This is a genomic window from Pseudomonas sp. PGPPP4, from assembly GCF_002256045.1.
GTDB classification, from domain to species: Bacteria; Pseudomonadota; Gammaproteobacteria; order Pseudomonadales; family Pseudomonadaceae; genus Chryseomonas; species Chryseomonas oryzihabitans.
Genome location: NZ_NKID01000003.1, coordinates 49,237 through 63,772 on the forward strand (window position 1 = coordinate 49,237; position 14,536 = coordinate 63,772).

A 14,536-nucleotide genomic window follows, 5' to 3' on the forward strand; every position below is an offset into this window, starting at 1 on the left:
CCCATGCCCGCGCCCCTTCGCCCCCTGTTGCTGCTGACGTTGCTCGCCCTGGGCGCCTGCACCTCGTCGCCCAGGGATCTGCAGGACTATCGCCCCCTGGGCGAACCCCAGACACCCCACCGCCTTACCTAGGACAGGACAAGACCATGGAATTGGTATTCGATCTGGTCGGCAGTCGAGCGCACGCCCCCGGACTGCTCACCCAAAAGACCTTTCGCCACGTTGGCGGACTCATCGGCCGCAGTGAAGACTGCGACTGGTACCTGCCCGATCCGCAGCGGGTGCTGTCCAGTCAGCACGCCCGCATCAGCTACAGCGAAGGCGACTACTTTCTCACCGACCTGAGCAGCAATGGCGTCCAGCTCGCCGATGGTCAGCGTCTGACCAAGGGCGAGCCCTGGCGGATCCAGCATGGCCAGACCTTCGCCCTGGGCACCTTTGCCCTCGCTGCCCGCCTGATTCGCGATCCGGCCGGGTTCGCCGACGATTTCCAGGTCCCCACCAGCGCCCCTGGACTGATCCCGGACGACGCCTTTCTCGAACTGGATCCGCTGCAGGCGCTGGAGCGTCGCGATCCTCAAGGCATCGACGAGCTCGCGGGTATGGATCCCTTCGCCACTGACAGCACTCGCAGCGACTATGCCCGGGTCGATCTGGACAGCCTGGGCATTCCTGCCCTGGTAGAGCACACCGCCCCGGCTCCGGTCGAGCGCCCGGCGGCGGCTCCGCAGCAGCAGACACCGGAGTTCTGGAAGGCCTTCGGGGCGGCCCTGGGTCTGGAGCTTGCCGACCTCGACCACGAGGCGCGTGAAACCCTGGCACTCGAAGTCGCGCGCCTGCTGCGCCTGGCGACCCAGGGCCTGTACGGCTGCCTGCGGACCCGCAACGAAACGCGCAATGAACTGCGGCTGCCACTCACCACGGTACAGAGCAGCGGCAACAACCCCTTGGCCTTCGCGGCCGACGGCGACGCGGCCTTGAGTCAGCTGTTGCGCCCCAGCGCTTCCGGCCAGCTCACCGCGGACCAGGCGCTGCTCCGTGCCTGCCGCGAACTTCAGGCCCATCAGGTCGGCCTGGTCGCGGCCAGTCGCCAGGCGGTGCTGGCCACCCTAGAACAGCTGGCACCGGCCCAGTGCGAAGCCCGCCTCGAGCGTGACGGCCGACGCCCGCGCTGGGGTCGCGACGCCAGACTCTGGCGTGCCTGGCAGCGCCAGTATCGCGAGCTGCGCCAGGACGACGACTGGCGCGAGCGGCTGTTCGCCAAGGACTTCGCCCAGACCTACACCGATCAGGTCCGCCTCATCGCCACCCTCAATCCCACCCAGCAAGGACGCTGACATGAACACCCCATTACGCCTTGGCGCGCTCGGCCTGGCCCTGCTGCTAGGCGCCTGCACCAGCCCCAGGGCACCTGATCCGACCCGCCTTGACCTGACCTTGAAGGGTGGCGAGAACCTCAATCCCGATCTCAACGGCCGGCCCTCGCCGCTGGTGGTACGCCTGATCGAACTGAAGAATCCGGTCGGCTTCGAAAATGCCGAATTCTTTTCCCTCTATGAAAACGCCAAGCAGACCCTGGCTCCCGACTGGGTCGCCGAGGAAGAAGTCGAGCTACGGCCCGGTGAGTCGCGCGAACTCAAGCTGAGGGTGCAGGACGCCAGCCGCTACATCGGTATCTACGGCGCCTACCGCAACCTGGGCGGCAGCCAGTGGCGGCAGGTCATCCAGCTCAGGCCCGCGGCGCTGGCGCAGATCCGCCTGGATTTCACGGCGGATGGCATCCAGGCCGCTCCGCCGATCAAGGAGTAGGCCATGCAGCAACTCAAGGTGATCTGGCAGGAAGGCATGCTGCTGCGGCCGCAGCACTTCCAGCAGAACGACCGCTATCACGCCCAGCAGCTGCAGATTCGTACCCGTCGCCTGGGCGAGCCGGCATGGGGCTTTTTCGAGCTGACGCTCGATCGCCAGTTCCTCGCCATGGGCAAGGTGGTGGTCAGCCAGGCCAGTGGCATCCTGCCCGATGGCACCCTCTTCGAACTGGGCGCTGACGGCGAGCCCCTGGCTCTCGATGTACCGGCCAATACCCGCGACAGCGCGGTCTGGCTGGCGCTGCCCCTGACCAGCGGCCAGCGCCTGGAGAGCCGTCCATTCGACCAGGACGACGTCATCGCCCGTTACCTGAGCGTCGACAGCGAGATCGCCGACTCCCATGCCGGTTTCGGCGAGCCGGGGGCGGTCACCTGCGGACGCCCCGATTTCCGGCTGCTGCTCGACAGCCATTCGCGACTGGACGCCTATGTCCGCCTGCAGGTCTGTCAGCTGCTGGAAACGGCGCCAGACGGCAGCCTGGAGCTTGATACCGCCTTTACCCCCAGCGTCATCCAGGTGCGGGCGGCCGAGCCCCTGCTGGCGGGTCTCAAGGAGGTCGCTTCCCTGCTCGCCCATCGCGGCGAGGTACTTGCTCAACGCCTGCGCCAGGCTGGCAGCCTGGGCACCGCGGAGATCGGTGACTTCCTGCTGCTGCAACTGGTCAATCGGCATGAAGCGGTCCTGCGCCACTGCCTGGACTATGAACAACTGCATCCACGCAGCCTCTTTCGCGAACTGCTCGCCCTGCACGGAGAGCTGGCTACCTTCGCGGCTGCCGACCGGCGTCCTGCACTGGACCTTCACTATCGCCACGCCGATCAGGCCGGCAGCTTCGCACCGCTGTTCCAGGCCCTGCGCCAGGCACTGTCCATGGTGCTCGAACAGCATGCCCTGCCGCTGCCCCTGCAACAACGCCAGTACGGCATCCAGGTCGCGCCCCTGCAGGACCACGGTCTGCTGGCCAGCGCCAGCTTCGTGCTTATTGCCGGGGCCGAGTGCAGCACCGAGGAATTGCGTCAGCGCCTGCCGGCGCACCTCAAGGTGGGACCGGTGGAGCGCATCCGCCAGCTGGTGAATCTGCACCTGCCAGGGCTCGCCCTCAAACCGCTGCCGGTTGCGCCGCGTCAGCTGCCCTTCCATACCGACAAGGCCTATTTCGCCCTTGAACTCAGTGCCACCGACATCGCGCAGCTCGAGCAATCCGGTGGCTTCGCCTTTCATGTCTCCGGCGCCTTCCCGGGCCTCGACCTCGCCTTCTGGGCGATCAGGAGCTAAGCATGCAGACCGCAACCGACGCAGGCCGGGACGACAGGACCGTGGTGCTCAGTCGCCATGCCCAGGGTCCGGACACCCCCCGCAGCCCGCTCACCGACTTTGCCGAACCACCGCGCTACGCCCAGCTGGAAGAACGCATGGTCCAGGCGGCACGCCTGCGACCGGGCGAGACCCTGAATCTGAGCATCAACCCCATGATAGGCGCTGCCGCGCCACTGCTCTCCGAGGTGGTGCGCCTGCGCCAGAGTTACGCCGCGGAAGACCTGCATGTACTCAAGGAGCGCCTGGCCGCCGGCCTGCGGCTGTTCGAACAGCGCGCTCTGGCCAGCGGGCTGGACAGCGGTGAGGTCATGGCCGCCCGCTATGCCCTTTGCACCACGGTCGACGAGGCGGTGGTCACCACCCCCTGGGGCAATGCCGGTGACTGGTCGCAACTCAGCCTGCTGAGCAGCTTTCACAACGAGACCTTTGGCGGCGAGAAGTTCTTTCTGCTGCTCGAACGCCTCAGTCGCAATCCGGCCAAGCACCTGGCTCTGCTGGAGCTGCTCTACCTCTGCCTGGCGCTGGGCTTCGAGGGCAAGTATCGGGTGCTACCGCGCGGCATGCTCGAGTTGGAAGCCATCCGCGACAGCCTCTATCGGCAACTTCGCCAGCTGCGCGGGGATGTGCCGCGCGAGTTGTCGCCGCACTGGCAGGGACTGGATGCCCGGCCACGACGGCTGGTCCGCCTGGTGCCCTGGTGGCTGGTCGCGCTATTCACCCTGATCTGCCTTGCCAGCCTCTATGGCGGTTTCAGGCTGGCGCTGGAACAGCAGCGCGACAGCCTGCTGCAAGGCTATCCCGGTGGCCCTGCGGTCACCGCGCCAGTGGCCGCCCCACCCCACGCCTGATACGGAAGCGCACCCATGAAAGGATTCATCATTGCACTCGGGCGCATGCTGCGCCGTCCCTGGACCTGGACGCTGCTCGTGACCCTGGGTCTGGGCGGCTTGGTCTGGACCCTTGGCCCGCTGCTGGCCTTTGCCGGCCACAGCCCCTGGGCCTCGGTCACCCACCGCCTGGCCACACTCTGCGGTCTGTTCCTGGCCTGGGGCCTGGTCATGGCGCTGCTGCAGGGCTGGCAGCAGCGCAAACAACGGCAGCGTCTCGCCACCGAAGCGGGCCAGCACGATCAGCTGCGCGCCGAGCGCATCGACGACGAGGCCCACGAACTGGAGTCCCGCGCCCGTGACGCCTACCGCACCCTGCATGGCGCCGGCCTCTATCGGGGACGCCGCCAGCGCTGGCGGCGCGAACTGCCGCATTACCTGCTGCTGGGACCAGAGGGTGCCGGCAAGACCTCGTTGCTGGACTTCTCCGGTCTGGAATTCCCACTCAATACAGAGCGTTCCCGGTTGACCCGCGATGTCAGCGGCACCCGTCACTGCGACTGGTACTTCGCCGAACAGGGGGTGCTCCTGGACACCGCCGGCCGCTACCTGACCCAGGGCGATGCTCCGGTGGACAGCAGCGCCTGGCAGACCCTGCTGCAACTGCTACGGCGCCAGCGGCGAACGCGCCCGCTCAATGGCATTCTCATTGCTATCCCGGTAGCGCAGTTGGCCAGTGGTAACGAAGTCGCCCTGGAAACCCTGGCACGTCAGGTACGCGCCCGCCTGCACGAGGTAGCTCGCGAGCTCAAGGTCGAGGTCCCCGTCTATCTGGTGCTGACCCAGGCGGATCACCTGCCTGGCTTCGACGCCTTTTTCGACGGTCTTTCTCGCGAGGAAAATGAGCAGGTCCTGGGCACCACCTTTCGTGAAGCCCAGAACGGTACCGATCCCGGGGTGCTGCGCCAGGAATTCGAGGAACTGCTGCGCCGCCTCAACAGCCAGGTCATCCCGCGTATCCATCAGGAACGCGACGGCCAGCGCCGCGGCCAGATCCTCGACTTCCCACATCAGCTGGGGCGTCTGGGCGATGGCCTCGCCCTCTTCGTCGAATTGGCCTTCGCGGGCAATCGCTACCAGCGCGCGGCCCAGTTACGCGGGTTCTACCTGACCAGCACCCCGGCGCTGAGCCAGCCACTCGACACCCAGACCCAAGGCATCGGCGATCAGCTCGGTCTGCCCAGCAGCCTGCTGCCCCAATACCGTAGCGGCCAGCCACGTTTCATCCGCCAGGTGTTCAGTCGCGTGATCTTTCCCGAGGCGTCTCTGGCTGGCCTGGACCAGCGCGAGCTGCGCCGCCTGAGCTGGGGGCAGCGGGGTCTCTATGCCGCAGCCCTGGCCGGCCTGGGCCTGGGGGCGGCGCTCTGGACCAGCAGCTTCGCCGGTAATCACGCACGACTGGAGCAACTGCGCGACCTGGTGCAGCACGGGGTGCAGGCGCGCAGTCAGCTCAAGGCCGACGCCGATGCCCGCGCGGTGCTGCCGGTACTGGACAACGCCTATGCCGGCACCCAGGTCTTTCCAGTCGCAGACGCTACGCCGCTGCGCGAACGCACCGGGCTCTATCAGGGAGAGGCCGTACGCCCGGTCACCGAGGCTGCCTATCACCAGGCCCTCGACAGCTATCTGCTGCCGCGGCTCAAGGCGCAGCTGGAAGAGCGCATCCGTGGCAGCCTCGGCGACCGGGAGCGGCTGATCGGTCACCTGCGGGCTTACCTGATGCTGCAACTGCCCGAACGCCGCGACGCCCGCACCCTGCGCGATTGGGCCGCCGCCGACTGGTCCCAGCGCTATCCGGGTGACGCCCTCACCCAGAACAGTCTGGATACCCATCTGGCGCGCTTGCTGGAGCAGGGCTTTGGCGCCTATCCGGTGGATACCCAGCTGGTGACCCAGGCGCGCCAGGTACTGCGCAGCGAATCCCTGGCCGCAGTGGTCTATCGCATCCTGCGCGACCAGGCCAGCGGCCTGCCGATCTATCGGCTGAGCCAGCAGCTGGGCGCCCAGGCGCTGGCCTTCGAAGGCGCCGACTACCCCATCCCCGGGTTCTATACCCGTCAGGGCTATGCGCAGACCTTTTCCACCCAGGGCCTGGCCGTGATCCAAGAGCTGGCCGCCGACAACTGGGTGCTGGGCGATGGCGACGGCATCACCGGCATGGACCTGCGCCACCTGCAAGGGGAACTCGAGCAACTCTATTTCCGCGACTACGCCAATCAGTGGAGCGATGCGCTCGCCCGGATCACGCTGCAACCCGTAGGCGACGCCAACCAGGGCGCCACCCTGCTGGCCGGGCTCACCTCGGCCAACTCGCCGCTCTTGCAGCTCCTGACCGAAGTGCGCAACAACACCCGCCTCGCCGCGGCGGCCAGCCAGGGTGAAGCCCTGCCGGACACCGCGCGCCGCAGCCTGCAGAGCCGCTTCGAAAATCTGCATCGGCTGCTCGACGACCAGGGCGCTGCAGTAGCCGACCTTGCTCCGGCCATGGCGGCACTCAATGACCTCCAGCAACAACTGGCAGGCCTGGCCCACGCCAGCGCTCCGGAGCAGGCCGCCTTCGAGCTGGCCAAGATGCGCATGGCCGGCAACCGCGACGCACTCAACAGCCTGCGTAATGCCGCCGGCCGGCTGCCCATTCCGGTCAACGGCTGGCTCGGTCTGCTGGTCGACGACAGCTGGAATCTGATCCTGGCCGGCGCCTACGACTACATCAATGGGCGTTACCAGAGTGAACTGCTGGCGAGCTATCGCAACGGCCTGGACAGGCGTTATCCGTTCAAGGCCGACAGCGAAAGCGATGTCTCTCTGGTCGATTTCCGCGAATTCTTCAAGGCCCAGGGTATCGCCGACAGCTTTTTCGAGACCTATCTGAAGCCCTTCGTGGTTCGCGGCGAGAGCGACGCCTATCGCGCGCGCAGCATTGATGGCCACAGCCTGCCGCTGTCTCGGGACTTCCTCGCCCAGATGAGCCGCACCCAGCAGATCAGGCGCGGCTTCTTTGCCGAGAATCCGGCCGAGCCCGGCATCGTCTTCAAGCTCGAGCCCTATTCGCTGGATCCAAGCCTGACCCGCGCCGACCTCAACATCGGCAAGGAGCGTCTGGAATACCGCCACGGCCCCATCGTCGCCGCCACCTTTCGCTGGCCGCAGAGCGATGCCTTGAGGACGACCCTGGTCCTGGAGGAGCTGGGTGGACACCGCGTGGGCCTGGAGCAGGACGGTAGCGCCTGGTCGCTGTTCCGCCTGCTGGACCGCATGAAGCTGCAACAGCACAGCGCCCGCGACGTGCTGCTGGTGCAGGCCGACCTGGAGGGCCGTCATGCCGGCTATCTGCTGTCCAGTCAGCGTTCGCCCAACCCCTTCGACGTGACCACCCTGCGCGGCTTCAGGCTGCCGGAGCGACTCTGATGACGACGGCCCTGAGCATTGCCCGTACCCATCCGGGCAAGGTACGCGCCCATAACGAAGATGCCCTGCTGGAGCGCCCCAACGACGGCCTTTGGGCGGTGGCCGACGGCATGGGCGGCCATCAGGACGGTGCGCGCGCCAGTCGCCTGGCTATCGAGCGCCTGGCCGAGACGTCTTTGAGCGGTGGGCTCGATCAGCGTCTGGAACAGGTGCGCCGAGCGCTCCACGACGTCAATCGACGACTCACCCAGGATCTCACGGTGCTGGCCGAAGGTTCCGAGCGCCTGATCGGCACCACGGTCGTGGCGCTGGTGGTCAGCGGAGGCGAGGCGGCCTGCATCTGGGCGGGTGACAGTCGCGCCTATCTCTGGCGCGGCGACCGGCTCTACCAGCTGACCCGCGACCATCGCCTGCTGGAGCGCCTGATCGATGTCGAAGGCCTCAGTCCTCGCCAGGCGGCCCGCCATCCGGGCGCCCGCGCCCTGACCCAGGCGCTGGGTGCCCGGGAGGCCTTGGCCCTGGATATCGTCCGCTTCGAGTTGCAGGCCAGTGACCGCCTGCTGTTGAGCAGCGACGGCCTGCACGATGCCCTGGAAGAGCGCGCTCTGGGCGCCGCACTTTCCCTGCCCTCGCCCGCCCTGGCCCTGGAGCGCCTGCTCGATGGCGTGCTCCAGGGCCCCGCGCGCGACAACCTCACCGCCATCGTCATCCATCTTCAGGAGGCTGCATGAATCTTCAGGATCCGGTCGTCGACGACGGTCTCACCCACTTCGCCTTCGCTTCTCCCAGCACGACGCCTGCTACCCGCCAGCTGGCTCCGCTGCCCGATGTGCTGGGCAGCCGCTATCGACTGGAAAGCCTGCTGGGTGTTGGTGGGATGGGCGCCGTCTACCGCGCCCGCGACCTTTTGCGCGAGCAGTATGGCGATCCCGCACCCCAGGTCGCGATCAAGGTGCTCAACGACGATTTCGCCGAGTACAGCGATGCCAACGCCCTGCTCTATGGGGAGTTCGCCCTGACCGTACGGCTGCGCCATCCGCATATCGTTCGCCTGCATGGTTTCGAGATCGACCCTGGCAGCGAGCGCGCCTTCATCATGCTTGAGCTGTTGCGCGGCCCAACGCTCGATGCCCTGCTCTGTGACCGTCCCGAGGGACTCGGCTGGACCGAACTGCAGGAGATCGCCCTGCCGCTGCTGGATGCCCTGCAATTCGCTCACGCCAACGGCGTCCTGCATGGCGATCTCAAGCCCAGCAACGTGATCCTCACGGACAGCGGTCTGCGCCTCTTCGACTTCGGTCTTGGTCAGCCCTGTGAAGACCTGCTGCCCGGCCTGCCGCGGTTGAGTCGTGGACGCTTCAATGCCTGGACGGTGCGCTACGCCGCGTTCGAATTGCTCGAAGACGGACTGCTGACCCCTGCGGGCGATCTCTATGCCTGCGCCTGCGTGCTCTATGAACTGGCAACCGGCAAGCATCCCTATCGCCGCCTCAGCGCCAAGCAGGCGCGCAGCCTACAGATTGAACCCGAACGGCCAGCGGCCATGCCTACCGACGCCTGGCAAGTGCTTCGAAGAGCCTTGGAGATCGATCCCGCCCGCCGCCAGCAGGACCTTGGCGAGTGGCGCACCGCGTGGCAGGCACCGGCCCCTCCGCAGCCGTGGTGGCAGCGTCTGCTCTCGCGTTCCACGTGAAACCTCTCACTGTCAGGAAGACACCTCATGTTCAGCCCCGCCAATGCGCCGCGCTTCACCCTGACCCTGCCGGGCCTGGTCCATGACTTTCAGGTGCTGGCCTTCCATGGGCAGGAAGCCCTCAACGAGCCCTATCGTCTGCAGGTGGAAGTCGTCAGCGAAAAGCCCGACTGGGCCCTGGAAGACCTGCTCAACCGTCCCGCCTGGCTCGGCCTGGGCCCTATGGACGTGGGCCTTCACGGACTGCTGGACGCCATCGTTCAGGGTGACTCAGGACGACGCCTGACCCGCTATCGGCTCGAACTGGTTCCCCGTCTGACCTATCTGGCCCAGCGTACCAACTCGCGGATCTTCCAGAATCTCGCGGTGCCCCAGATCCTCGCCAGGTTGCTCGAAGAGCATGGGATCCTGGAAGGTGCCTATCGCCTGGCACTCGGCCCAACGCCCTATCCTGCGCGCGACTACTGCGTGCAGTATGGCGAGAGCGATCTGCACTTCCTCAATCGCCTGTGCGAGGAAGAAGGCATCCACTACCACTTCGAGCACCGGCCTGACGGCGCCGTGCTGGTGTTTGGTGATGACGCCACCAGTTTTCCCCGTCTCGCCGCCACGCCCTACCATCCAGGCAGCGGCCAGGTCGCCGATCATCCCGTCGTGCGCGGACTCGAAGTCGGAGTCCAGACCCGCAGCACCCAGCTGATCCTGCGCGATCAGGATCCCCTGCAGCCCCGGCTGCGGCTGGAAAGCCGCGCCGACCTCGAACAGCAGCCGACCTTGGAAAGCTACCGTTTTCCTGCCGGCTTTCGCGATCGAAATCGCGGCAAGCAGCTCAGTGCCCGCGGCCTCGAGGCGTTGCGCGTCGACAGCCAGACAGCCCAGGGTCACGGCGATCAGCCGCGTTTGGCCAGCGGTCATTTCCTACCCCTGACCGAGCATCCCCGCGCAAGCTGGAACCAGTTGTGGCTGCTCACCCGTATCGAGCATCAGGGCCGCCAACCCCAGGTGCTGGAAGAAGGCCTGGGCACCCCTGCACTGCTGAAGCTGCCAGACGACGATGGCTGGAGCCAGGGCTACCGCAATCGTTTCCACGCCATTCCCTGGCAACTACCCTTTCGACCCCTGCCTCGTCATCCCAAGCCGCGCCTGCTCGGTCAGCAGAGCTCGGTGGTCACCGGCCCAGCTGGAGAAGATATCCATTGCGATGCCTTGGGTCGGGTCAAGGTCCAGTTTCATTGGGATCGTGAAGGGCAGGCAGACGAACGCACCAGTTGCTGGCTACGGGTAGCCAGCAACTGGGCCGGTAATCGCCAGGGGGCCCTGGCCATCCCGCGGGTCGGCATGGAAGTTCTGGTGGGCTTTCTCGAAGGGGATCCCGACCAGCCCCTGATCCTTGGCTGCCTGTACCACGCCGAGCATCAGCCTCCGGTACAACTACCCAGGGACAAGACCCGGAGCACCTTCAAGAGCCTGAGTAGCCCAGGCGGTGGGGGCTACAACGAGCTGCGCATCGAGGATCGCCAGGGACAGGAGGAAATCCACGTCCATGCGCAGCGCGACTGGGATGAACATATCCGCCACGACCACCGCAGCGAGATCGGCCACGAGCGCCATCAGCGTATCCATGGCAACAGCCACAGTGAGCTGCACGCCGAAGAGCACCGCCTCGTCCATAGCCTGCGCAAGGTCGAGGTCAAGGCCAGCGATCACCTGCTGATCGGCGGCAGTCAGCACCTCAAGTTGGGCAGCGGCCAGTTCGTCGAGGCCGGCCAGGAAATCCATATCAAGGCGGGTGATCGTGTCGTCATTGAAGCCGGCACCGAACTGACCCTGACCGCCGGTGGCAGTTTCATCAAGCTCGACCCCAGCGGTATCACCCTGGTCGGCCCCCTGGCTCGCCTGAATGCTGGCGGCGCGCCTGGCAAGGGCTCAGGCATCGCCCTGCAACGACCGAGGCCACCGGGCGTTACCGAGCAGGGCTCGGCAGGCGAGCCGAACCAGCTGGCGCTGGCGAATAATCCTGTAGAGCGCAGGAAACGCGTTAAGGACTATCCGCTCTCGATCTGAAGCGGAGCGAACATAAAAGGATTTAGGTACGCACTATGCTGATCAGCCCTCCATTCATACCTGCTCCTATAAGCGGAGAGAGCGACGAAGCTTTCGTCAACCGTGCCATGCAGGGCGGAATTCCCGGAGACGGCGGTTTCCCCTTGAGTTTCGATTTGAATTGGCACGGCGGTATCCATTTGACCGCCCCCCGGGAAGGAACAACACACCTTCCTGTCAGGGCCATAGCAGACGGCACCTTGGTTTATTGCCGCCAGCCGACAGATGAAGCTTCTGCGTCAGCAGATCACGGGCTGCGCTATCGCGATCAATGGACCGACAACGGTTGCATCGTGCTCAAGCATGAAACGGAAATCGGCGAGGGAGCAGGCGCCTCGGTAGTGTTTTATTCCATCTACCTGCATCTCTCGAAAATCACCCTCTCCACGCCTACCAAAGGAACCACGGTCTATCGCAAGGATGAGCTGGGACAAGCCGGCCAAATCTACGGCCAGAATCATCGCATTCATTTTGAAATCATTGTTGACCAGAGCCAGATCGCAAATCTCGTGGGGCGTAGCGAGCGCCTGCTCGATCATCAGTCGGGCAATGGCCGAACCAATAGTTGCTGGGGAGACATGTACTTTTTCATTCCTCCCGAGGTGCTTATCTATGAAGCCGCCCCCACTGACCGATTAAACAGCGAAAACAGCGCTCCCGTTGCCTATCGCTGCCCTGCCATGCCTATCGGATTGCCTCCTGTCGTGGAAGGCGGATCTGCTCAGAATGGCGTACAAACGGAGTCCATCCCACTTATTCAAGGCTACGAATGGGCTGTTGCCCAGCAGCTACAGGACGGCATCTTCGTTCGCATGAGCTACAAGCGTGGCCAATGCACCCTGACCTCCTTCCTCGTATCGGGAGAAGAAATCGGCGTCCACCAGGAGGAAGCCGATTACGAGTACAACCTGTACAGAACCGCAACCAAGCTTTATCCAGAGCGACCCAGCGCTGGATACGAGCTGCTTCGTTTCGGACGCGTCTTGGGCCCAGATGCTTTGCAACCCGCCGATGCCGCCCATTGGCGCCAGATCGCATTGCCTGCTCGCTCAGGAGGGCTGCCAGGAACAGGCTGGGTAAACCTCAACGCAACCACCGTTACGAAGTTCAGTGATGCGGACTTTCCGCACTGGCAAGGCTGGCAACTGATCGACGACGACGCTGACTCAGATAGCCATTGCCAGTCGCCGTACATTCGAAGCCTGCTGCGCTTGGATAACGGCAAGGTGGTATCCGACCAGATGGATGCCGTGAGCCTTGCGCTATCCCCCGCCTATGCGGGCCTATCGGAAGAAGAAAAGCTGAAGCTCTCGGATCGCTCCGAACGTGAACGAGTACAAAACGAAGCAGCCTTACGAGACGCAGTTGCACAGAAGCAGCTCAAACGCCTTATCTGCAAATTCCCCAGTGAATGGAGCAAAAACGACTTCGACACTCGCTATGGTTGGTTGAAAAAGGTAGCGCCGGGTGGTCCGTTGTCCGAAGAGAGCTACAGTCGTTTCCGCACACACCATCAGGAATTAGCATTTTGGGAAGATGCGGCTTTGGAGGGAATTGAAGCCAAGCACTGGCATTTTCCGCCGAAAGAATTCATACAATTATTCAGAAAATGCTTCTGGTTATCGCTAGAGGAATTTGTGTTCTCCCTACCAAAATACCCGTATTACCGAAAAACAGACAATGTATTTACCGCTCAAACCACCGGATCAGCACGCATTTATCAGATATCCCGTGAACAAGCACAAACACGATTAACTAACTACTCAATACATCTCAACAAGACGATCCAAAAATATGGCATCAGTAGCACAAAGCGACTATCACACTTTTTAGCTCAAGCACTATTGGAAACTGATCGCTGGAAGGTAATGTATGAATATGGCCGCGGAAGTCCCAACCCTCACATCCCCATGGCCCAATATTATGCAGCTTTTTATGGCCGTGGAATGATGCAGTTGACTTGGGCAGGAAACTACGAGGCTTATGGCAAGTATAGAGCCTATTCACAATCAGAGGTTTACTCCGATGCGCGTATTCATGCCAACTCTATGCACTATTGGTCGGACCCTACCCAGCGAGATAGGCATGGCAAAATCATTGCTGTGGTCGGTACCCCGCGCAGATGGTCTCCAAAATTCGATCCTAGTATTTTAGAGAGTGAACCATACTGTGCCACAGACAGCGGAGGTTTTTTTTGGGTTTGGACGCCTATTGGTAGAGGAGAGCGTAATCTAAATCGGGTATGTGATGAAGAGTACACTACTGCAACCGTTGGTAGAGTTTGCAGAGTTGTAAATGGCGGAAGCTTTGGCTACATGGATAGACAAGCCTATGCACAATTTATTCATAGATACCTAAGCGACTCGATAGAAAATGAGAATCTAAAGAATTTCGAGACACCAAAAGGAAATATGCAAGTTAATTTTGAGAGAATATTATGAACTGCAAAATAAAATTTCTAGCGATAGCTCTACTACTTACACTATCGTGCAACGCACAAGAAGCAAAAAAAATAGAAAAAAAAGCATTTCCTTATGAAGTCATTAGCAAAATCGCTGCCTACGAGAAAATACCTAACAAAGGAATATCCTCACTAAATGATGGCGTACTAAATTGGGGGCGCTCGAATTACTTGGGCGCCCTAACAAATAAATTAAAAAATGAGTGTCGGATCTATATCTACAGCGAAGAGAAAGGCCTTGCACCACTAGTCATGTATCCAGATTGTAAGTTCATCGGTAATGCTAAGATTAGCAATGCTAGAAACAAAGAGATGCCGGATATAATCTTCAAAATGCTTTTATCTTCAGGAAATATACCCGGCCCCGTGGAGCACTATGTTGTGGCGGTATTTGATGATCAGAAAAAAGAATATTGTGGAAGTCAAAGCATAGCGGCTTGGTATCAAATAGGTATCCTTTCAAATATACCGGAAACCTTTGACATCATTTGCCCCTATTAAAGGACGATAGCCGGATTCGAAATAAATAATCCTAATATTTAGGTGCCCCTTAAATGCATAGTCGATATTTAATTTCTTTCTTATATTTTTTAGGAGCTCACTCTTTTGCTAGTAGCAGGGAGACTGGACTGCAATGCAAGGAGGTGATCAACGGAAGAGGAATTTTACTTACCCACAATGACCTGGAACTTACCATAAAGAATTCCAGGCGATTATGTGACTCATATTTCACTTATGAGGAAATCGCTCTTCCTAACAAGAGATGCTTGATTACGTCATGGCCAACTAACGAGGAGC

At 62.3% G+C, this 14,536-nt stretch carries 11 protein-coding genes; all 11 read left to right on the forward strand.

Going from position 1 to position 14,536, the window contains the following annotated elements:
- Positions 1-3: 3 nt before the first annotated feature.
- The 11 genes from CFE50_RS05920 to CFE50_RS05970 are packed head-to-tail and all read left to right on the forward strand — an operon-like array spanning position 4 to position 14,239.
- Positions 4-132 carry a type VI secretion protein gene (locus tag CFE50_RS05920; protein WP_286731991.1) on the forward strand — a complete coding sequence of 43 codons (129 nt, stop codon included), beginning with the start codon at positions 4-6 and terminating at the stop codon, positions 130-132.
- Between the two features lie 14 nt (positions 133-146).
- On the forward strand, positions 147-1,337 hold the full coding sequence (gene tagH, locus CFE50_RS05925) for a type VI secretion system-associated FHA domain protein TagH (RefSeq protein WP_286731992.1): 1,191 nt from the start codon (positions 147-149) through the stop codon (positions 1,335-1,337).
- Between the two features lies 1 nt (position 1,338).
- The gene (gene tssJ, locus CFE50_RS05930; protein ID WP_286731993.1) at positions 1,339-1,809 is read left to right on the forward strand and encodes a type VI secretion system lipoprotein TssJ; all 471 of its coding nucleotides are present in this window, start codon (positions 1,339-1,341) and stop codon (positions 1,807-1,809) included.
- Positions 1,810-1,812: 3 nt separating this feature from the next.
- Positions 1,813-3,144 (forward strand): type VI secretion system baseplate subunit TssK, encoded by a 1,332-nt coding sequence (gene tssK / locus CFE50_RS05935; RefSeq protein WP_286731994.1) that lies wholly within the window; start codon positions 1,813-1,815, stop codon positions 3,142-3,144.
- Positions 3,145-3,146: 2 nt separating this feature from the next.
- The gene (icmH, locus tag CFE50_RS05940; RefSeq protein ID WP_286731995.1) at positions 3,147-4,034 is read left to right on the forward strand and encodes a type IVB secretion system protein IcmH/DotU; all 888 of its coding nucleotides are present in this window, start codon (positions 3,147-3,149) and stop codon (positions 4,032-4,034) included.
- A gap of 15 nt (positions 4,035-4,049) precedes the next feature.
- On the forward strand, positions 4,050-7,481 hold the full coding sequence (gene tssM, locus CFE50_RS05945; RefSeq protein ID WP_286731996.1) for a type VI secretion system membrane subunit TssM: 3,432 nt from the start codon (positions 4,050-4,052) through the stop codon (positions 7,479-7,481).
- Positions 7,481-8,212: a PP2C family protein-serine/threonine phosphatase gene (locus CFE50_RS05950; RefSeq protein WP_286731997.1), complete on the forward strand. Its 732-nt coding sequence runs from the start codon at positions 7,481-7,483 to the stop codon at positions 8,210-8,212. Before tssM ends, CFE50_RS05950 begins: the two co-directional genes overlap by 1 nt.
- Positions 8,209-9,174 carry a serine/threonine-protein kinase gene (locus tag CFE50_RS05955; protein ID WP_286731998.1) on the forward strand — a complete coding sequence of 322 codons (966 nt, stop codon included), beginning with the start codon at positions 8,209-8,211 and terminating at the stop codon, positions 9,172-9,174. Before CFE50_RS05950 ends, CFE50_RS05955 begins: the two co-directional genes overlap by 4 nt.
- 27 nt (positions 9,175-9,201) lie before the next feature.
- Positions 9,202-11,238: a type VI secretion system Vgr family protein gene (locus CFE50_RS05960; protein ID WP_286731999.1), complete on the forward strand. Its 2,037-nt coding sequence runs from the start codon at positions 9,202-9,204 to the stop codon at positions 11,236-11,238.
- Positions 11,239-11,273: 35 nt separating this feature from the next.
- On the forward strand, positions 11,274-13,718 hold the full coding sequence (locus CFE50_RS05965; RefSeq protein ID WP_286732000.1) for a M23 family metallopeptidase: 2,445 nt from the start codon (positions 11,274-11,276) through the stop codon (positions 13,716-13,718).
- Positions 13,715-14,239 (forward strand): hypothetical protein, encoded by a 525-nt coding sequence (locus CFE50_RS05970; RefSeq protein ID WP_286732001.1) that lies wholly within the window; start codon positions 13,715-13,717, stop codon positions 14,237-14,239. Before CFE50_RS05965 ends, CFE50_RS05970 begins: the two co-directional genes overlap by 4 nt.
- Positions 14,240-14,536 lie beyond the last annotated feature (297 nt).

What these genes read in the sequence shown, in the direction of transcription:
- CFE50_RS05950 (WP_286731997.1), top strand. Translation starts at nt 7,481, where the DNA reads ATGACGACGGCCCTGAGCATTGCCCGTACCCATCCGGGCAAGGTACGC.
- icmH (WP_286731995.1), top strand. Translation starts at nt 3,147, where the DNA reads ATGCAGACCGCAACCGACGCAGGCCGGGACGACAGGACCGTGGTGCTC.
- tssJ (WP_286731993.1), top strand. Translation starts at nt 1,339, where the DNA reads ATGAACACCCCATTACGCCTTGGCGCGCTCGGCCTGGCCCTGCTGCTA.
- CFE50_RS05970 (WP_286732001.1), top strand. Translation starts at nt 13,715, where the DNA reads ATGAACTGCAAAATAAAATTTCTAGCGATAGCTCTACTACTTACACTA.
- CFE50_RS05965 (WP_286732000.1), top strand. Translation starts at nt 11,274, where the DNA reads ATGCTGATCAGCCCTCCATTCATACCTGCTCCTATAAGCGGAGAGAGC.
- tssM (WP_286731996.1), top strand. Translation starts at nt 4,050, where the DNA reads ATGAAAGGATTCATCATTGCACTCGGGCGCATGCTGCGCCGTCCCTGG.
- CFE50_RS05955 (WP_286731998.1), top strand. Translation starts at nt 8,209, where the DNA reads ATGAATCTTCAGGATCCGGTCGTCGACGACGGTCTCACCCACTTCGCC.
- tagH (WP_286731992.1), top strand. Translation starts at nt 147, where the DNA reads ATGGAATTGGTATTCGATCTGGTCGGCAGTCGAGCGCACGCCCCCGGA.
- tssK (WP_286731994.1), top strand. Translation starts at nt 1,813, where the DNA reads ATGCAGCAACTCAAGGTGATCTGGCAGGAAGGCATGCTGCTGCGGCCG.
- CFE50_RS05920 (WP_286731991.1), top strand. Translation starts at nt 4, where the DNA reads ATGCCCGCGCCCCTTCGCCCCCTGTTGCTGCTGACGTTGCTCGCCCTG.
- CFE50_RS05960 (WP_286731999.1), top strand. Translation starts at nt 9,202, where the DNA reads ATGTTCAGCCCCGCCAATGCGCCGCGCTTCACCCTGACCCTGCCGGGC.